Annotated in this window: 19 protein-coding genes and 3 tRNA genes; 4 read left to right on the forward strand and 18 right to left on the reverse strand. The window is 38.2% G+C overall.

Annotated elements, in window-relative coordinates; genetic code table 11:
* Position 1: 1 nt before the first annotated feature.
* The 3 genes from AN619_RS03000 to dinB are packed head-to-tail and all read right to left on the reverse strand — an operon-like array spanning position 2 to position 2,322.
* The gene (locus AN619_RS03000; protein WP_198153221.1) at positions 2-364 is read right to left on the reverse strand and encodes a DRTGG domain-containing protein; all 363 of its coding nucleotides are present in this window, start codon (positions 362-364) and stop codon (positions 2-4) included.
* A gap of 13 nt (positions 365-377) precedes the next feature.
* On the reverse strand, positions 378-1,247 hold the full coding sequence (locus AN619_RS03005) for an SPOR domain-containing protein (RefSeq protein WP_068554971.1): 870 nt from the start codon (positions 1,245-1,247) through the stop codon (positions 378-380).
* Positions 1,228-2,322 carry a DNA polymerase IV gene (gene dinB / locus AN619_RS03010; RefSeq protein WP_068554973.1) on the reverse strand — a complete coding sequence of 365 codons (1,095 nt, stop codon included), beginning with the start codon at positions 2,320-2,322 and terminating at the stop codon, positions 1,228-1,230. Before dinB ends, AN619_RS03005 begins: the two co-directional genes overlap by 20 nt.
* 159 nt (positions 2,323-2,481) lie before the next feature.
* On the opposite strand from dinB, the gene AN619_RS03015 reads away from it, so the two are divergent.
* The gene (locus tag AN619_RS03015; RefSeq protein ID WP_068554975.1) at positions 2,482-3,036 is read left to right on the forward strand and encodes a lytic transglycosylase domain-containing protein; all 555 of its coding nucleotides are present in this window, start codon (positions 2,482-2,484) and stop codon (positions 3,034-3,036) included.
* 33 nt (positions 3,037-3,069) lie between these two features.
* Here AN619_RS03015 and AN619_RS03020 read toward each other — a convergent pair whose 3' ends face one another.
* The 6 genes from AN619_RS03020 to AN619_RS03040 all read right to left on the reverse strand — a co-directional run bounded on the left by AN619_RS03020 (position 3,070) and on the right by AN619_RS03040 (position 6,323).
* Positions 3,070-4,185 carry a C40 family peptidase gene (locus AN619_RS03020; RefSeq protein ID WP_068554976.1) on the reverse strand — a complete coding sequence of 372 codons (1,116 nt, stop codon included), beginning with the start codon at positions 4,183-4,185 and terminating at the stop codon, positions 3,070-3,072.
* A 226-nt stretch (positions 4,186-4,411) separates the two neighbouring features.
* Complete coding sequence (locus AN619_RS15820) at positions 4,412-4,558, reverse strand: hypothetical protein (protein ID WP_157064887.1); 147 nt, start codon at positions 4,556-4,558, stop codon at positions 4,412-4,414.
* A gap of 225 nt (positions 4,559-4,783) precedes the next feature.
* Positions 4,784-5,197 (reverse strand): bacteriohemerythrin, encoded by a 414-nt coding sequence (locus AN619_RS03025; protein WP_068554979.1) that lies wholly within the window; start codon positions 5,195-5,197, stop codon positions 4,784-4,786.
* A gap of 173 nt (positions 5,198-5,370) precedes the next feature.
* Positions 5,371-5,446, reverse strand: a tRNA-Val gene (locus AN619_RS03030).
* A 58-nt stretch (positions 5,447-5,504) separates the two neighbouring features.
* Positions 5,505-5,786, reverse strand: coding sequence for a hypothetical protein (locus AN619_RS03035; protein WP_068554981.1), 282 nt, complete (start codon positions 5,784-5,786; stop codon positions 5,505-5,507).
* Positions 5,787-6,002: 216 nt separating this feature from the next.
* Positions 6,003-6,323 (reverse strand): hypothetical protein, encoded by a 321-nt coding sequence (locus AN619_RS03040; protein ID WP_157064888.1) that lies wholly within the window; start codon positions 6,321-6,323, stop codon positions 6,003-6,005.
* A gap of 390 nt (positions 6,324-6,713) precedes the next feature.
* Between AN619_RS03040 and AN619_RS03050 the strand changes: the two genes are divergently transcribed.
* Positions 6,714-6,932, forward strand: a complete 219-nt coding sequence (locus AN619_RS03050; RefSeq protein WP_068554987.1) for a hypothetical protein — start codon at positions 6,714-6,716, stop codon at positions 6,930-6,932.
* A gap of 110 nt (positions 6,933-7,042) precedes the next feature.
* On the opposite strand, the gene AN619_RS03055 is transcribed toward AN619_RS03050, so the two are convergent.
* From AN619_RS03055 to polA, 6 genes are all read right to left on the reverse strand, one after another.
* Positions 7,043-7,128, reverse strand: a tRNA-Leu gene (locus AN619_RS03055).
* Positions 7,129-7,240: 112 nt separating this feature from the next.
* Positions 7,241-8,866 carry a peptide ABC transporter substrate-binding protein gene (locus tag AN619_RS03060; RefSeq protein ID WP_068554989.1) on the reverse strand — a complete coding sequence of 542 codons (1,626 nt, stop codon included), beginning with the start codon at positions 8,864-8,866 and terminating at the stop codon, positions 7,241-7,243.
* A gap of 57 nt (positions 8,867-8,923) precedes the next feature.
* Positions 8,924-9,958, reverse strand: a complete 1,035-nt coding sequence (locus AN619_RS03065) for a nicotinate phosphoribosyltransferase (protein ID WP_068554991.1) — start codon at positions 9,956-9,958, stop codon at positions 8,924-8,926.
* Positions 9,959-10,006: 48 nt separating this feature from the next.
* A complete protein-coding gene (locus AN619_RS03070; RefSeq protein WP_242867293.1) occupies positions 10,007-10,576 on the reverse strand; it encodes a lytic transglycosylase domain-containing protein in 570 nt (189 codons plus the stop codon).
* An 18-nt stretch (positions 10,577-10,594) separates the two neighbouring features.
* Positions 10,595-11,191 carry a dephospho-CoA kinase gene (gene coaE, locus AN619_RS03075; RefSeq protein ID WP_068554995.1) on the reverse strand — a complete coding sequence of 199 codons (597 nt, stop codon included), beginning with the start codon at positions 11,189-11,191 and terminating at the stop codon, positions 10,595-10,597.
* 20 nt (positions 11,192-11,211) lie between these two features.
* On the reverse strand, positions 11,212-13,878 hold the full coding sequence (gene polA / locus AN619_RS03080) for a DNA polymerase I (protein WP_068554997.1): 2,667 nt from the start codon (positions 13,876-13,878) through the stop codon (positions 11,212-11,214).
* 214 nt (positions 13,879-14,092) lie between these two features.
* Here polA and AN619_RS03085 point away from each other — a divergent pair, with 214 nt between their 5' ends.
* Positions 14,093-14,557: an aminoacyl-tRNA deacylase gene (locus AN619_RS03085; RefSeq protein WP_198153222.1), complete on the forward strand. Its 465-nt coding sequence runs from the start codon at positions 14,093-14,095 to the stop codon at positions 14,555-14,557.
* A gap of 62 nt (positions 14,558-14,619) precedes the next feature.
* Here AN619_RS03085 and AN619_RS03090 read toward each other — a convergent pair whose 3' ends face one another.
* From AN619_RS03090 to AN619_RS03100, 3 genes are all read right to left on the reverse strand, one after another.
* Positions 14,620-15,927 carry a DUF4349 domain-containing protein gene (locus AN619_RS03090; RefSeq protein ID WP_068554999.1) on the reverse strand — a complete coding sequence of 436 codons (1,308 nt, stop codon included), beginning with the start codon at positions 15,925-15,927 and terminating at the stop codon, positions 14,620-14,622.
* A gap of 21 nt (positions 15,928-15,948) precedes the next feature.
* Positions 15,949-16,539 carry an RNA polymerase sigma factor gene (locus AN619_RS03095; protein WP_068555001.1) on the reverse strand — a complete coding sequence of 197 codons (591 nt, stop codon included), beginning with the start codon at positions 16,537-16,539 and terminating at the stop codon, positions 15,949-15,951.
* A 228-nt stretch (positions 16,540-16,767) separates the two neighbouring features.
* Complete coding sequence (locus AN619_RS03100) at positions 16,768-17,727, reverse strand: metal-dependent hydrolase (RefSeq protein WP_068555003.1); 960 nt, start codon at positions 17,725-17,727, stop codon at positions 16,768-16,770.
* Positions 17,728-18,149: 422 nt separating this feature from the next.
* Between AN619_RS03100 and AN619_RS03105 the strand changes: the two genes are divergently transcribed.
* A tRNA-Leu gene (locus AN619_RS03105) sits at positions 18,150-18,235 on the forward strand.
* Positions 18,236-18,276: the final 41 nt, after the last annotated feature.

Here is an 18,276-nt window from a genome sequence, read left to right on the forward strand (position 1 = left end):
TTCATTTCTTCACCTCGCTTATGGGAACACCTGGAAGTCCGTTTCTGTGTAAAATGCCACAAGCTGTATAGAGGATATGTTTCGTAGTCATTAAAACCATATTGTTTTCCCTGGCCATTCTAATTACCTCTTCATCCGGCTTCTTTCCTCGTACAAACAGAATTGCATGAATATCTAACATTTCCGCTGTACGAATCACCTGTGGATTTGTCAAACCCGTCAGCAATAACGTCTTTCCTTTGATGAAGGCCAATACATCACTCATCAGATCACATCCGAAAGCAGCCTCCACCTCATCTTCCAGGAAACATTGCCCCGTCAAACATTCTGCATCTACCAGTGCCGCAATCTCTTTCAGTTTCAATAGAATCCCTCCACTAATACGTATTGCTCGTCGCAAAGACAAAATATTCATACAATCCCCGATTTAAAGAATTTTGCAATTGTACCGCCTGACCGTCTTGCTGCATCTCCTCCAAAGTGGACAGAGTTGCATCAATTGTTTTCAGGAATCCTGCTGTAATTTTTTCCATGCTTTTGGATGGAGTAATTTTGTTTATTTCTTCCTTTATACTTTTTAATTCAAGTACATTTTCCTTAATCAAGGGATTAATCTGTTCCTTTGATCCCTTAAATTCTTTGATGCTCGTTGACAGTTTATCAAACACATGAATCAATCTTTTATTTTGTTGTTGCAGCACCAGCACATATTTTACATCTTCCTTTGTGTATTTTACTGCACGAACAGGTATATTCATCCTAGCTACATAGGCATCGGGATAATGAATTCTTATGGATTGGATTGCTTGATCGGCACCTTCCCTGTCCAATAAAGCGGCCGCAATCACCTTGTAGCCGTCCTGCTCATGAATGTATCCCTCCATTCCTTTGTTTTTCAACTCCTTTAGCAATGTCTGTGCATTTTCTATAGCAGTAAATTTGCCAACCTGCACACAATAGAGATCTAATCCTTGCAGCTCAAATGTATTTGCGAAAGCTTCTTGACTTATTTGACCTGTAGGGATGGCCTCCCCTTTTTCTTCATCTTTTTTCACTGACTGAAGAGATGGCCCACCCTCAGGCGGCTGTGAAATTTCCTTGGATTGCAAATTGGGCATAATATAAAATTTTGTTGCTATATATCCCAAATAAATCGATAGACTTGGCAGCACAATGGCAAATATCATCAAAAAACCTATTTTTCTTTTTCTATATTCTTGTCTCATTTTATTCCTTGTCAACCGCATTTTCCTTCCCCCTCGCAAACATCCCATCCAGATCTAACTGCAACTGAACCGGCTCATCCGGATATAATATATTTGATACCTGCACTCCCAGTAACCTCACTTTTTTGACAAGCCGTATTTTGGTGAGCAGAATATTTACTGCACTATTGTAAATATCCTGATGGCTATTTGTAAAATAAGGCAATGTAATACTTCTTGTTATATTTTCAAAATCTTCATATTTTGCTTTTACCGTAATCGTCCTTATCTGCAGTCCATTCTTTTGCAACCTATGTGCCAGCACGCTGCAATAAGAATCAATATACTGAATTAAAATATTTACATCATCAATATCTTCTTCAAAGGTATTTTCTTCTCCGATAGACTTTCTCCTATGTTTATTTTCTACAGGCCGTTCATCTTTTCCTTTTGCAAAGTGTAATAATTCTAAACCTCTTTTCCCAAATTTTTCTATGATCACCCTTTGATCATAGTGTATCAAATCTTTTATACAATATATTCCTAAATTATTTAATTCTTGTTCCGTCTTGGGACCTACTCCCCATAACTTTCTCACAGGCAATGGCAATAAAAAATTTTCTGCTTCCGCCTCCGTGATCACTGCAAATCCATCGGGCTTTTGACTGTCAGAAGCCAGCTTTGCCAAGTATTTATTGACCGATAAACCCACAGAGGCCGTTAAGCCCAATTCTTTTTTTATTCTTTTCTTTATATCTTTTCCTATTTGGATTCCATCTTTTCCCGTAACATCCAAAAAAGCCTCATCAATTGATAAAGGTTCAATGCAATCTGTATATTCTTCAAAAATCTCTAATATTCTCTGAGATATTTCAACATATCTTTCCATTCTCACCGGAACGAAAATTAGATTGGGGCATAGTTGCTGTGCTTTTTTGGAAGGCATGGCAGAACGAACGCCATATTTTCTTGCCTCATAAGAAGCAGTACAAATCACTCCTCTCCCTTCAGGCCTACCTCCAACGGCAATCGGTTTGTTCCTCAATTCCGGATGGTCCTTTTGCTCTATGGAAGCATAAAAAGCATCCATATCCACATGAATAATCTGCCGCTTCACTTTTATATCACCTCAAACAGAGACAATTCCTATAGAAATTGAGATAAATTCATAAAAACTTTCTTTTATTATACCATAAACAAAATCGATAGATTTGACGATAATCATTATGTTAAGATAAATATGTACAAGTTTATATATGCAAAAGGAGTCGTTTTTATGAATTCTATCCATGTTCGCGATATATTTAGGCAAAAACTTTCAGAGATTCAGAGCAGGCTTCCCACCGGTGTTGACCTAATCAAAGAAAAGCCCTCTGCACCCTTTCAAGACATTTTTGAGCAAGAAATTGAAAAAAAAGAAAACCAAGGTTCTTCCCTTGCAGCCTATGAACATTTGATTGAAGCTGCTGCAAACAAATATAACATTGATAAAAATTTGATTAAAGCCGTCATGGACGTAGAATCGGGATTTAATCCCCAGGCCCTATCAAAGGCAGGAGCCCAAGGTTTGATGCAGCTTATGCCTCAGACAGCACGGGCGGTAGGCGTTATAAACCCTTGGAACCCGAAAGAAAACATAGAGGGTGGTGTAAGCTATCTTCGGGACATGTTAAACCGTTATCGAGGGAACATTGAGCTTGCATTAGCTGCTTATAACGCAGGTCCTGCCAATGTGGACAAATATCATGGGATTCCGCCTTTTTCCGAGACACAAAATTATGTACAGAAAGTTTTAGCCAAGCAGTCCGTTTATCATGACTCCAACAAATAACCCCCTGCCTTTTTCGCAGGGGGTTGATTTTTATTAAAATAATCTTCTTGCCGTAACAAACCTATCTTTATAATAACCTTCGTTCAGATCAGAAATTACAACTTTTTTTGCATTCTTCCCGGAGGAAGCGTGAATAAATTTCCCGTCTCCTATATAGATTCCAACATGGGTAATATTCCCATCCACCTTTCCTACGGTGTCAAAGAACACTAAATCCCCTATCCTTAAGTCATCCTTGCCCACCTTTTCTCCGTCATGGGCTTGGTCTTTAGAAGATCTGGATATGACGATGCCTGCATTTTTAAATACAAAAGAAGTAAATCCTGAACAATCAAAACTGTTGGGGCCGCTTGTACCATATTTGTATGGCGTCCCTAAATAATTTTTTGCAAACTCAATTACTCGGCTCACGCCAGTCAACCTGTTGGCAGATCTTGATATTTCTGTTTTGAGACTTGCACTTCCGTCTAGAACTACAGCAACATAATCCTGATAGATCCAACCTTCCTGCCCATTTGCGGTGATAATATTGTACCATCCGTCCTTATAAGATTTAATAGATACATAACTATCCAATCCTAGAGTTGTCACAATATCGCCGTCTAAAGCAGGATTTATCCTTACGTTGACATTCGATCCTTTTACTTTGCCGGTAGAATAGTTGGGCATAATTTGTACATAGTCTGAATGCATCCAACCTTTTGTCTGATTATCAAATAATATTTGATACCAACCTGATTCTTCCCCTACAATCTTCACTTCAGTACCCTTGTTTAAGGTTCTTACAATATTCGAATTGACGTTTGCGTGTTCCCTGACATTCACATTTTCACCGCTTACAATACCTCTTTTGGTAAGATCCTTATTCTCCTCCATGGGAACAATCAAATCATTATACACCCATCCTTTGCTACCGTTGCTTAATTGAATCAAATACCAGTCATCTTCACTATCTATAATCTGAACATATTCTCCAAGAGATAAAGTATCTATAACTGATGCTCCCATATTGGGCTCACTTCTTACATTTACATCCTTTGCAATGGTTACTCCTTTTGTAGATTCCTCTGCATAGGAGATTGCCGCCATGAAAAAAACACAAAGCAGCATCATCAGTAAAAACATGCTCATCCTGATTCCTTTAAACATTTGTTAACCTCCTCAGTTATAGATCTTATAAAACCCTAAAAATAGTACATCCTCTTGATACACCATATTACCCTTGCAATGTTTTTGCTTCTCACCCACTGGAATTATAGTGTACATAGGTCCCATTGAAACCCTATGCTTTTTCTTGACAATTCCGTCGGATCACAAATGATATAATTCTACATAAAATTTAAAAAACCTTCACCAATTTTTAAAAAGTTTTTATTTAAATCCGGTCTGAGAATTTTGTCTTAAGCATAATGATTGCTTCCTCCAATCTTTTTTGATTTAATTCATCTAAGGCAGCATATATTTCTCTTAACGCTTCCAGTTCTTCTTCGAACCTTTCCAGCTTATCCGCCATTTTGTCCACACTGATCCACTCCTGTTTTCTTAATTTTCTGTATATTTTCTTCAAAAAAAAGAAAAATCCTTCCTTTTTCAAAAAGTAATCGTAAATTTTTCTTTTAATAAGCTTTCATACTAAGAACAAATCTAAATTTATTCTTAGCATGAAAGCATTTATAGTTTCATAGGCTCATTGTTTGCAAAATGAGCATTTTATATGTATGCATCAGTGTTTGGATGATTATGCCTCCTAGAACACTCCTTGACGATTCAAGCAATCCTTGTAGCGAAAATCCGATTTTAAAATGTGCTGTTCGATCCAATTTGATATAAATACAATTAAATCCATCGTCACTTTCCGCTGTTCCTCATCGATATCCTGTGCTTCAAGGGCCAGAATCTTATTTATAAATGCCTTGTGCTCTTCTTTATGCAATGCTAATTCTTCATACCCATACTGCTCCATAAGTTGTTCTTCATATTGAAAATGATAAATCGTATAATTTTTTAACTCTTCTAATACTTCCATGATTTCATCATAATGATCAGATCCGTCTTTTATTGATATGATTTGATACAATTTTGTTCCCAATTCAAACAGTTTTTGGTGTTGCTTGTCAATTTCCGCCACATTGCAGCTAAAAATATCCTTCCACTTAAACATAATAATTTCCCTCCAGCCATAAAATAAAACGATATCTGTCCAAATGTTTCCTAACAAAATTATACTATTTTTGTCCTTCTTTTCAATTTTTTTTCTGTTCTTTTTTATCTAATATTTTTCGCCAAAATAGGCATAAAAAAACTACCCATTTTCTATGAGTAGTCGTTGATGAATGGTGCGAGATAAGGGACTCGAACCCCTGACTCCTTCCACGTCAAGGAAGTACTCTACCAGCTGAGTTAATCTCGCAAATGATCGTGATCACGCTTTGATCCATCTCTTTGCATTTTTTATTTTATTATATTTTTCACAGGCTGTCAATATCCTTATCCCTCGCCATGATAAATTCTTCAATCTTTAAAATTTCTTCTATCTCTTTTTCATCTAGATGATTTTCCAAGTACCTTAAAGCCTTTATGCATTTTAAATACTCCATTCGCTTTTCCTGCAGACTGCCGATCTTAGACTGAACGTATTCTATGACTTCCTGCCGATGCTGCACCTCTTCACGGACCAAAATTGCCATGTAGTCATCTATCGCCCGGTTTAATTTTGATACTCTTTGATTTAATCGGTCAATCAGCTTCATATTGCTTTATTCCCTCAATTCTATAGGAGATATCCCATAGCCATTTCCATAGTTTAGTTTTTCAAAATCTCCTCTAGATATACCACCCATTGAATAATTTTAAACTGGGAAAATAGTTTATATGCTATCTTCTTTCTATTCAGATGCACATTGTCTCCTCCATATTTCATAAAATCTCTACACCTTACAAAACAAGAAGATTTCCTTTGGGCGTTTTTATACCAGTCCTGATTTTATCTTTGCAATATATTGTTTAAAACATATATATCTTTCATCTGCTGTTTTTAGTTTCTGCAATAAATTATCTAACAAGCACTGGGCATCGTCTATGTCATATTGAAGATGCAGCATCTCGTCATAGTTTGTGCTTTTTTCCATAAGTTTTCTCATCCCATCAATTTTTTCTCTGAGAAATACAACGTCTTTCATAAGACTGCTCAATTCTTGCTGCAAATAATCATCCGTAGAATCTATCCCTAAGTTTTTCACAAAATTTTTAATCGTATCGCAATGACTTAAATAAATACGCTCATCCATGGCGCTCAATCTCTCCTTTCCCATGATATTGAAAACTATATCCATTGCAAACATATAGTCCATATTTCAGTTTATACGCTATTTTATATCCCCATGATTGACTTTTAATCAAGCAAGCAATTCGTTGGTTTTATAACGGATATTTTTTGGAATACATGACAACTGGCACCCTTAGCTTTCCCCTTCATCTGGAGAAGGACATATAAAGTGATGAATCCCATGAAGAAATGAAAAGTTTCATTCCGCAATTGGTAACACTTGTCCTTAGATTGCATAATTTGTATTAGAAAAAAAGCTTTGGCCATACCTACCAAAGACAGAAAATCAAAAAATAAAAATTTTTCAAGGTAAAAACTCCTAAAGTATAATATGGGGAAGGGGGTGGCTGGTATGTCAGAAGCTAAAAAATCATTCTGGGGCAATTTATTTGGTTGTACTCCTGGAGAAGAAGCCTCATTGTTATTCTTCTTCCTGCTGCTAGTGATTCTGTTCCAGGGTCCATTCGGCGGTTTATTCGGCACAGGTGATGAGCTGTTGTTCTTCTTCCTATTACTAGTAATCCTATTCTGCTATCCATATTTTACTGGCTGCTATGGCGGCACTTACTAGTAATCTTTGGATTGGGAATTATATCCCAATCCAAAGTACATAGGGAATTGTCAGAAAATATCTTTTCATCTAAAAACACAAAAAGGGCTTTGCAGCCCTCTAATTTCCATTGGTGCGGATGGCGGGATTTGAACCCGCACGGCCGTGGACCGCTACCCCCTCAAGATAGTGTGTCTGCCAATTCCACCACATCCGCATTTAGCGACTTTTATATAATAACACTTTTTTTTTCTGGTGTCAATACCTCTCACATATTCATAATGTTTCAAAAATCGCTAGTTTTCTATCTATGAATTTTCTTAAAGAACCTATTCCGCCTCATCCAGCACATACCATTGATCTATAGAATAATAAATATTGTATGGCCTCGGATCCACATTCCCTTTGACATAATCCTTGACAATTAAGGCACTATTTTTGAAAAACAAGCTAAAGTACGGCAAGTCTTCTATAAATCTCTTTTGAATTTCCCTATATTTTTGTTTCCGTACCTCCGGAGACTTTGCCATCGCCGCCTCCACCAGCAAACGATCCATTTCCGGATGGGCATACCCCGTAAAGTTTGTACTGCCTTTATAGGCTGAATGCAAGGCAAAACTAAGATCTGGAACCGTTGACAGTTTCCATCCTCCTAGAGCCATATCAAATCTATTGGCAAAAAGTCTATATTGGTATTCCTCCCAGTTCACCTTTTCAACAATTACTTCCATTCCTATTTCTTTTAACTGGGAAGCAATCAGATCCGCTGTCTCAACCCGCTGAGGATTCTCATGATTCACGAGTAGATGAAGGGTTAACCGTTTACCCCCTTCATTTTCAAGTATTCCATCCTTATTCTCATCCCGCCAGTTAGCGTCCTCTAAAATTTTCTTAGCCTTCTCAATTTCCTTACCATATTTCTTTGCACTCTCATCATATAACCATGAATGGGGATGAACCGGCGTATCGGTAATCGTTGCATGTCCCAAATACGCCTCATTGACAAGCGCAGGCCTGTCAATGCTGTAGGCAATAGCAGTTCTAATATTTTTATCTGCCAACAGTTCCTTGTTGAAATTAAAGCTTAAAAATTCATACTCTAAAGTAGTATATTCATAAATTTTTAAAGTTTTGTCTTCACTATATTTTTCCCAGTCAAAGTCTGTTGCCTTTGCCACTGATGCTTCATTGGCCTCTACGGAAGTCAAGGCAGCGGCATAATCCGGCACAATTTTTCCTATGATTGTAGGAACATAAGGCTTTTTCTCCCAATAGCCTTCATTAATAGCCAATTTTATATATTGAGATCCCATATAGGCAGCGACTTTATATCTCCCTGTCCCAACCAATAGATCTTTCGGCGCTTTATAAACCTCTTCGCTGTTTCTAAATTTATGCTTTGGGATAATGGGAAATTGGAATATCTCAATGGCACTGTTGACAGGCGAATCCATCTCAATGAGAATCCTATTTTCACTCAAAATTTTTGTATTTTTTATACCTTTTGCAAATCCGCTATAAATGGATCTATTGGTACCGGTTGTGCTAAGTTTTAAGGTATCAATGGTAAATTTCACATCTTCTGCCGTAAAAGGCTGCCCATCATGCCAAAACACGTTGCTTCGCAACTGAAAAATCCATCCGGCACCATCCTCTGTAGGCGTCCACTCCGTTGCCAATGCCGGTTGGGCCTGCAGCTTGCCATCCAATTGAATCAAACTGTCATAAATAAGGGTGTTGAAAAAATAGACACTTTCATTCTTATTTAGAATAGGGTTTAGGATATCAAACTGGGTTATCGGCAAAGCCAATTCCCCTCCCACAACGGGCTTTCTTTTTTCCTCCGGCACTTGCTCCGGATTTCCCCCTTCTCCCTTTAGCTGATTACAACCAGCGATGACCATGGACAATAGGAAAATCAAGATTATACATATGTTCTTTTTTCTACAAATCAACAAAATACCCCCATCTACTCCCGTTGTCACAGGATTCGTTTCTAAAGGAATTGGTTGCTATAGCACTTTTTTGAGCTTTTCATTTTCAACAAGACCGGGCAGTCTTCCTCTCTTGGCAACGGCTTTGCCATTCACTTCTTTAATGTCCATGGTCATATCAATGGCAGATGCTCCAGAAATGTAACTGCCCACGCCAAAGGCGTCGGCTCCTGCTTCAGCCAATATCCTTATTTTTTCTGGTGTTAATCCCCCAGAAACAAATATTTTTACATGGCTGAAACCATGGATGTCCAACTTAGAACGTAATTCCTTAACCAAATGGGGCGTTACGCCTCCCCGTTCGCTGGGTGTATCCAATCGTACACCATACAATTTGTCTCCTAATACTTCAGCAATTCGAAGGCTCTCCTCCACTTCATCCTTGAAAGTATCTACCAAAACAATTCTCCTATGGCTTTCGGGCATTACTTTATCGTAAACTTTTGCTACTTCCAATGTATCCCCCGCAATTAACATCGCCGCATGGGGCAGTGTCCCTGATGCTTCGATATTCATCAGTTTGGCTGCCAAGACACAACTTGCCCCCGTGGCTCCTCCAATGACCGCAGCCCGTTCCATGACAGGTGCCACGGCCGGATGAACATGTCTGGCTCCAAAACAAAGAAAAGTTTTATTTCCACAAGCTTCTTTCACTTCCCTTGCCGCCGTCGCCCAACCGCTGGCACTAGCTAGACTTCCTAAGATGGCTGTTTCAAATACCCCAAATTCATTATAAGGTCCTTGAATTCTTACTAGGGTTTCTTTGGGTGCAAAGGATTCTCCCTCATCAACTGCCCAGACCTTTACATTTTTATCCTTGAGCATATTGACTACCTCTTGCATCCCCGCAAGTACACCGGGTTTTCTTGCGAATATTTCCGCCGTAACCATTTGAGAGTCCAAATGCATATGCCTCAAAATATCCATCGTTCTTAAAAAATAAACATCTGTCGTCAAACCTTGTAATATTTCCTCATGGGTACTGGAATGAAGCCGACGATCCTGGTCTATGGTAATATCCTTAATATCTTCAAGGCTTGTCATATGTTTCATGAAATCACTTTCCTTTCTTTACTTCAGTCATTCCGCCGGGAATTGTTATTACCTATATATAATACTATAAATCTTATAGCTTTTTAACACTTTTTCCACATACAGTTTTGTTTCCCCAAAAGGTATTTCTTTTAATGTCACCCCATCGGCACTATATTTAGGGTCTTTCAGCCACTTATTTACATTTCCGCTTCCCCCATTATACGCCGCCAGCATCAACTGCAATCTGCCGTTAAACTCTGTCCTTAATTTATCTATATACCAGCAGCCTATCCTAATATTTATTTCAGGGACATACAACATTTCCTCACTATAGTTTTCCAAACTTAAATCCTTTGCTGCCCACGCTCCCGTTATGGGCGCTATTTGCATGAGTCCCTTTGCATCCTTCCTGGAACGAGCCTTTTCATTAAATCTGCTTTCAGTCCTTATAATTGCTGCAACCAAATAAGGATCTAAATTGTATTCTGCCGAATACTTCTCAATCAGCTGTCTATAATGGATAGGATACAATATTCTTAAAAGCCAATGGGTGCTGTTTGCTGCAACACCCAGGACCATTACCACAAGCATTACAATGATGAGTCTTCTATATTTTCTCAGATTCAGAACCGCCAATGCCATCCCTCCGCAAATTCAACTATGTATCCCCATCAAGTGCCCTTCTATCTGTTTTTCCAGATGATGGTAATCCTTGCTGTTATCTATAATTACATCCGCATATTTTTTCTTTTCTTCTAAAGGCATTTGCGAATGGATTCTGTTTTCTGCTTCTGTAATGCTGAGCCCATCCCTTTTCATTAATCTCTTTAACTGAATATCATGTTCAACAGATATAAGCCATATTTCATCTACTAATTTTCTCATATTCATTTCAATAAGTAAAGCAGCATCTAGGAATACTATCGGATGGTCTCCCCTTTCTTTACACATAGCTATTTTATTCTCTATTCTTTCAATTATTCTCCTATGGGTAATATGATTTAGAATTTCTAATTTCTTGGAATCCGAAAAAACAATGCTCCCTAGCAATTTTCTATTCAAGGTTCCGTCTGGATTCAATACTTCTTTCCCAAAGTATCCTACAATTTCGTCCAAGGCAGGCTGTCCCACATCAACAATCTCTCGGGCAATCAGATCCGCATCAATCACCGGAATACCAAATTTTTTAATGATAGCAGATGCGGTGCTTTTCCCGGAAGCAATCCCTCCCGTAAGACCAATTACCTTCATCTCATTATAACATCCTTTCCCTATTTCGTATCATACCAGCTTTTTCCTACATGCATGTCCACCTTCAAAGGAACATCCAGCTTCAATGCATTTTCCATTTGTATCCTGACAATTTCCTGTACGTGTTCCAATTCATCCTTGTGTACTTCTACAATCAATTCATCATGCACCTGTAAAATTAATCTTGATCTTAAATTTTTATCTTTCAATTCTCTATCTACTTTGATCATGGCAAGCTTTATAATGTCGGCGGCACTCCCCTGAATCGGGGTATTCATAGCCGTTCTTTCACCAAAGGAACGCAAATTAAAATTACTGGAATTAATTTCAGGAATATACCTCCTCCGATTTAGAATCGTAGTGACATATCCCCTTTCTCTTCCCTCTTTTATGATTTGCTCCATGTATTTTTTTACCCCCGTATACTTGCTGAAATACTCATCAATATACTTTTGGGCCTCTTTTCTGGTAATTTGAAGGTTTTCCGCCAGCCCGTAATCGCTAATACCATAGACAATTCCAAAATTTACGGCCTTTGCCCTGCTCCGCTGCAACGGTGTAACCTCCTCCATAGGAACATGGAACACCTTGGACGCCGTAGTAGTATGAATATCTAAATCCTTGTGAAATGCCTCCATTAAATTGCTGTCTTTGGAAATATGGGCCAATACCCGTAATTCAATTTGGGAGTAATCGGCATCCAGAAGCAAATATTCTTCGCTAGAGGGAATAAATACCTTGCGTATTTCCCTGCCCATAGGAAGTTTAATGGGTATATTCTGCAAATTAGGCTCTGTACTACTGATTCTTCCCGTAGATGTAACCGTCTGATGAAAGTTGGAATGAATCTTATGGGTCGTTTCATTGATGACCGCCTTCAATCCGTCTATATAAGTAGATTTCAATTTTACCAACTGCCTATACTCCATGATCAAGGGAATCATGGGATGTTTTTTTTGCAGTTTCTCTAGGACTTCAATATTGGTGGAATGGCCTGTCTTTGTTTTCTTTACAGAAGGAAGCCCCAGTTTTTCAAACAATATCTCTCCCAGCTGTTTTGGGGAATTAATATTAAAAGTTTCACCCGCTGCATCATAAATCAATTTTGTAATATGATCGATCTTTTCATCCAACTGCAGTCCTAATTCCTCTAAAATATTCCGGTCTATCTTAAATCCATGAAATTCCATATCTGCCAGTACTTCCACCAAAGGCATTTCTACTTCATTAAATAATTTTGTCAAATTGTATTCCTGTATTTGTTTCATCAATAGATCCTTCACATCCATGACAGTTCTGCACCAGTTTCGTCCGAATTCTGCAAGCTGTTCCAATGCTAGTTCACTGTACTTGTTTCGATTTTTTCCTTTTCCGAGGATTTCCTCTTCGGCAGCGATTTTTCTATTTAAATATTCTAAAGAAATATCATGGATTTCATAGGCTGACCTTGTGGGATCTATCAGATATAAGGCAATGGCAGAATCGAAGGCTAAGCCGTTGAGCAAAATATTATATTTTCTTAAGGCCGTCCTATCCTTTTTCAGATAATGGCCATATTTTTTGATGTCCGGATCCTCAAAAACCTCCCTGAATTCTTCCAATACCCCGGATTTTCCTGGATTTTCTATAAAATAATTTTCTCCATCGCACAAAATAGAAAGGGCAACCATCTCATCATTGATGATATCCAATCCATCAGTAAAAGTTTTCAGACAAAAGGCACCTTTTTTCTTGATTTTATTTTTAAGATCTCCCCATTCATATTGAATGGCGGAAATATCTTTTTGTCCATCCTTATTTTCTTTTTCTTCACCGGTTACTTTCGACACAACTTTGCCCATTAGGCTGTGAAACTCTAGTTTTTTAAAGAGCGCCAGCAATGTTTCCCTGTCAGGCTCTTCTCTTTTTAATTCCTCTAAGGATATTTCCAAAGGCACATCCACCATGATAGTAGCCAACCGCTTGCTGAGTACTGCCTGCTGTGCATATGCTTCAATTTTTTCCCTTAGTTTTGTACTTGAAATTTTGTCTGTATTGCGAATTAATTCCTCTATGCTGCCAAATTCCTTGATAAGCTTAATGGCTGTCTTTTCGCCCACGCCCGGTACTCCCGGAATATTATCTGATGGATCTCCCATAAGCCCTTTCAAATCAATAAATTGTTCCGGTGTAATTTCATATTTTTCCATTACCCCGTCGGCATTATACTCTTCCAAAGAACTAATGCCCTTCTTCGTTATCAGGACTTTTGTTTTTCGAGAAGCCAATTGTAGGGCATCTTTATCTCCTGTTACGACGATCACATCGATGCCTTGTCCTTCACAGAATTTCACTAGTGTTCCAATCAGGTCGTCAGCTTCAAATCCGTCCAGTTCCATCCTGTGAATCCGAAAAGCATCTAAAACCTCCTTCAGAACCGGCAATTGCTGCGCCAATTCATCAGGCATTTTTTTTCTTCCAGCTTTATAGTCATCGTATTCCAAATGCCTGAAAGTCGGTGCCTTTCGATCAAAAGCAACACTGATGTAATCAGGTGCATAATCATCTAATATTTTGTAGAGCATGTTTACAAACCCATAGACAGCATTGGTATATTCACCGCTTTTATTAGACAGCAGTGGCAATGCGTAGTAAGCCCGATGAATTAAACTGTTTCCATCTATAATAACAATTTTTTTAGATTCCATACAATCCTCTCCTTTTTTACCATACCCTTCTCAAACAGCCTATCCTTATACTGCCCAAAATATGTCCCCAACAATCCACCTTACTATATTCTGAACTCATTCTCAAATTCCTTCTTTTCCGTGCAAAGACGGGATTAACAAAACTATAAATTTTTAGCCGACTTGGTGTATAATAATAAATAACACAAAATCATCTGAAAAAGGAGGTCCACCAATGGGAAATTTTGAAGAAAAACTAATTCAATATATGTGCCATCATCATATCGCAGCTAAGCATCTGACATTCCAAGAATCCTGTCATTCCGTGGAAGAAGCGGCCAGGGCCGCAAATGCTCTTCCTGAAGATCTTGTAAAAAATATTTGTTTGATCGATGAACATGACAATTTAATTGTGGCCATCGTCAAAGGCGAGGACAAAGTGGATCCTGCAAAGATCAGCAAACTTTTAAATATCAAAAAACCTAGAACAGCCAAGCCTGAAGAAATCCTTGAAAAAACAGGATATATTTGCGGCGGGGTACCCTCTTTTGGATATGCGGCTGTCTATCTCATCGATGCCATGGTTATGGAAAAAGATATCGTCTACTCCGGTGGTGGCTCCCAGAATTCATTGGTGAAAATATCTCCTCAAGAACTTTTGCGGGCAAATGGCGGAAAAGTTGCAGACATAAGAAAATAATGGAAAAAGGAAAAAGAAAGAGAATTCTCATGCAAGAAAAGAGAATTCTCTATTTTCATCATTTATTCATTTTTATGATTTTCTTTTTTTATCCGTTTTACGAAGTACCATCCCATGGGAATACCAATCATACTAAGGGTCAAGACAATGGGCAGCTTGCTTGCCACAGCAATAAACAGGTTTTCTAAAAATTGAATCATCCCATTGATGGTTTTTATAAATTCCTTCTTCGCCTTTTCCCATATATTATGGCTAATGGGTTGAATTTGCTTATCTTTTGGTTCTACCTCATTCAAATTCACATAGATCGTGGATAAGCTTACCAACTCATCCCATCGCTGAATATCCCCTGACAACCGGTGAATATCCCCGCGAACTCTAGACAACTCCCTTTCTATCTCTAGTATGTCCCTTACATTGTTCGCCTTTTCCATAATCTCCCTTAACCGTTTTTCCTGTATTTTTAGATTCTCAATTTCATTTGCCGTATCTCTATATTCCTTTGTAATGTCCTGACCATTGATACCAAAGTTGGTAACCCTGCCTAAAGCCTTAATCTGCTCAATCACAGCTAAAAATCGGTCCTCAGGGATACGAATCGAAATATTTCCCACTTTGAGAGATTCCTTCGGATTTTGGTCATTATAATGTTTATATTGGGTATTGGTATTTTCAACAAATCCTCCGTTGTCGAAGGCAATTTGTGCAACTCGGCTAAATTTTTCATCATAATTTTCCACATCCAAATCTATATACCCATTTTTGATTACTTTTCTACCCTGTTGTGCCTGCACATCCTGCACTTCTTTGCCATTTACCGCTACATTATCACCGCTGTATTGAAACTTGGCCCCTTCAGTATTATTTCCCTCAACAGCTACGCCTCTATTCTCAACCGAATCCTTCGCCAGCTCTGGTGCCATCAGCGGGAAACTCCCCTCCGATTGTCTCATATCTGCCGATTCCATAGACATTTGTGATTTTGACAGGTCATTGATGATGTTGAAATCGTTCATAGAAACCGAAAACACCAATAGGACCAACACGGCTGCTGCCGATATAAAGACCTTCCAGTTTTTCCAGTGAATTTTCTTTCTTCCTTCTCCATCAGAAGAAATATTTGCAACATTTGAATTTTGTTCATCTTTCAGGACTCTCTGCAATTTTTCATGCAAACTGCTTTCAAAATCGACAGGCAATTCCATTAAAGGAAGTTCACGACACATGTTTTGTATAGAAAGCATTTCCTCATACTCCTGCCTGCAAACTTCGCATTCCTTAAAATGGCCTTCCAATATATGGGTCGTATGTTCGTCCAGCATATTATCTATATAAAGAGATATTAACTCTGTGATTTCTGCGCACCTCATATGATCCCTCCTTTCTACGATTTAGACGTATGGATTTTTGTAAAGTTCCTTCTTCTCTATAATCTCCTTTAGTGATATCCTCGCCCGACTGATTCTTGACTTAATCGTTCCCTGGGGGCAATCCAGTATTTCTGCAATTTGTTCGTAATTGAAACCGCGGATATCCCGTAGAACAATAACCGTTTTATGCTGTTCCGGTAAGGCATTGATTGCATCCTGAATACTTTTGATCGTTTCTTTTCTTTCAACGATCTCCTCCGTACTGTTCCCGTAATCCTCCATATCCCTTTCTATCTCCCCATCTTCCGTTTCTATCGGGTGATGATAGGAATAGGCTTTCTGCCTTTTTCTTTTTCTTAATTCATCTAGGCAGGTATTCGTAACAATCCTATAGAGCCAAGTTGAAAAGCTTGATTGTCCATGAAAAGTTTTTATAGATTTGTATACCTTTATCAGGGCCTCCTGGGTTACATCATTTGCATCCTCCATATTGCCCAGCATTCTAAAAGCAATATTGAAAGCCACAGTCTGATACTCCCTTATGAGTGTTTCAAAACTTTCAACATCCCCTTGTTTGCTTTTTTCAATAAGATTGTTTTCATGGTCATGCACGCGGATTCACTCCCTTCCCCAAAAAATTCGTAAATATTTAGACGTATCATTTCTTCGTAAAGTTCCACAATTGCTATCTTTTTTAAATTGCAATTTAATTATAATATACCTTGATGGATGAACCATAAACAAGAAAGAAGAACAACCGATCATACTGATACATAGGAATGCTGTTTGAATATCAAATAAATGAAAAATAATCTACTGTTTCCAGTAGATTACATAAGATTACATGGGCTCTGCTTCCGTTATCGGTATACTTCTATGGATTTTATATGGATGGAAGAAGGAGATGATGACATTCTTCTCCCGGTCATAAACAGCCGTGGCATGATGCATAAAATTGTCCCGCAAATAATATCGTAAATCAATGGATTTTAGGATAATCTTTTCCATCTCTTCAAATCGGACAATATGATAATTCGGCGTAAATTCTTTAAAATATTTACCTATATTGGTATCTTCAAATAAATAAATACTCTCTTGATCAGGTTTTTTAAATTTTTTTCGTTCTATGACTTTTTTGTTGATCATATTCACTTGCCCAACAATATTGTGACTATTGGTATTGATAATGAAATCCCACTTATGGAATGCCATTAAGGATGGCAAAATCTCAATATTGTTGATTTTGTAACCGTGGGAATAATGCTGCACTACGATTTGCCCCGCTTTTTTCTTCATCAACCATCTTGCCATAAGGTATAGAACAAAGGACACAGTAATCATGGTATAGAATCCAATGGTTTTATATTTTACAAATATCAGCAGAAACGCCAGTATAGTAATAACGGGGTCATAGAGCATCAAAATACCTATCATGCTTTTCTTCTTTGTAAAAGGCATGAAGAGTTTGGCTCCGTAGGAGTTTAGTATATCAAAGAGCGTATGGGACAAGCATCCGATAAAGGTCCATAGGAATACCTGTATCAAAGGAAAATCCGTATAGAGCAGGGATAACCCCCCTGTGATAATGCCGGCAAGCCCCAGTAAAGCCGGTATAGAATGGGTAATTCCTCTATGATGCTTCAGATATACATAATCTCCCCAAATTTTGGCTACAATATCTATATCCGGAGACATTGCCCCAATGGCACAACCCAAGCTTACAGGATTGTTCAGTGTTACCGGACTGCCACTAAAAGCAGATATGGCCAATCCAATAACACCATGGGTAACTGGATCCATTTTATTCACCACCGTGATATATTTTATGCACTTTTTTAGTTTACCATAATGCTTTATCTGCATCAATATTTTTCGACAATTTTATCAGACTAAAATTTCAGATAAATTTTTGTTGCAACAAATCGCAATAACTATAAAAAAATGATTTCTATTTGCAAATTTTTTGTATTAAAAAATTTATAAAAAATGCTTGCAATCCATTTTGCTTTATGCTAATATATTATTTGTAACGCGCCGAAGTGGTGGAATTGGCAGACGCACCGGACTCAAAATCTACTTCGTGCTTTCACCCGTCGGTGTGTGCAAACCCTGATAATACGGGGTTCTTGAAAACAGAATAATTGTTTTGGTTTTAATATCCCTCCTAAATGTCCCTCCTAATTCTAAAGGCGGATTAAAGGCAGGGAAATTAAAATAAACTTGCCGAAGTGGCGGAATTGGCAGACGCGGCGGTCTCAAAAACCGTTGGGTACTCCCCATGCCGGTTCGAGTCCGGCCTTCGGCACCATAGAAACCAATAGCTCTTAAAACGCTGTCCAGGCCGATTTG

The organism is Thermotalea metallivorans (assembly GCF_001562415.1).
In the GTDB taxonomy this organism is placed as follows: Bacteria; Bacillota; Clostridia; order Peptostreptococcales; family Thermotaleaceae; genus Thermotalea; species Thermotalea metallivorans.

Bases quoted from the DNA above. Each gene is read 5' to 3' on its own strand.
- coaE (WP_068554995.1), bottom strand. From the start codon at position 11,191: ATGAAGGTAATTGGTCTTACGGGAGGGATTGCTTCCGGGAAAAGCACC.
- AN619_RS03050 (WP_068554987.1), top strand. From the start codon at position 6,714: ATGTCAGAAGCTAAAAAATCATTCTGGGGCAATTTATTTGGTTGTACT.
- AN619_RS03015 (WP_068554975.1), top strand. From the start codon at position 2,482: ATGAATTCTATCCATGTTCGCGATATATTTAGGCAAAAACTTTCAGAG.
- AN619_RS03020 (WP_068554976.1), bottom strand. From the start codon at position 4,185: ATGTTTAAAGGAATCAGGATGAGCATGTTTTTACTGATGATGCTGCTT.
- AN619_RS03040 (WP_157064888.1), bottom strand. From the start codon at position 6,323: ATGGATGAGCGTATTTATTTAAGTCATTGCGATACGATTAAAAATTTT.
- AN619_RS03090 (WP_068554999.1), bottom strand. From the start codon at position 15,927: ATGAGGTGCGCAGAAATCACAGAGTTAATATCTCTTTATATAGATAAT.
- AN619_RS03100 (WP_068555003.1), bottom strand. From the start codon at position 17,727: ATGGATCCAGTTACCCATGGTGTTATTGGATTGGCCATATCTGCTTTT.
- polA (WP_068554997.1), bottom strand. From the start codon at position 13,878: ATGGAATCTAAAAAAATTGTTATTATAGATGGAAACAGTTTAATTCAT.
- AN619_RS03005 (WP_068554971.1), bottom strand. From the start codon at position 1,247: ATGCGGTTGACAAGGAATAAAATGAGACAAGAATATAGAAAAAGAAAA.
- AN619_RS03025 (WP_068554979.1), bottom strand. From the start codon at position 5,197: ATGTTTAAGTGGAAGGATATTTTTAGCTGCAATGTGGCGGAAATTGAC.
- AN619_RS03065 (WP_068554991.1), bottom strand. From the start codon at position 9,958: ATGAAACATATGACAAGCCTTGAAGATATTAAGGATATTACCATAGAC.
- AN619_RS03035 (WP_068554981.1), bottom strand. From the start codon at position 5,786: ATGAAGCTGATTGACCGATTAAATCAAAGAGTATCAAAATTAAACCGG.
- AN619_RS03085 (WP_198153222.1), top strand. From the start codon at position 14,093: ATGGGAAATTTTGAAGAAAAACTAATTCAATATATGTGCCATCATCAT.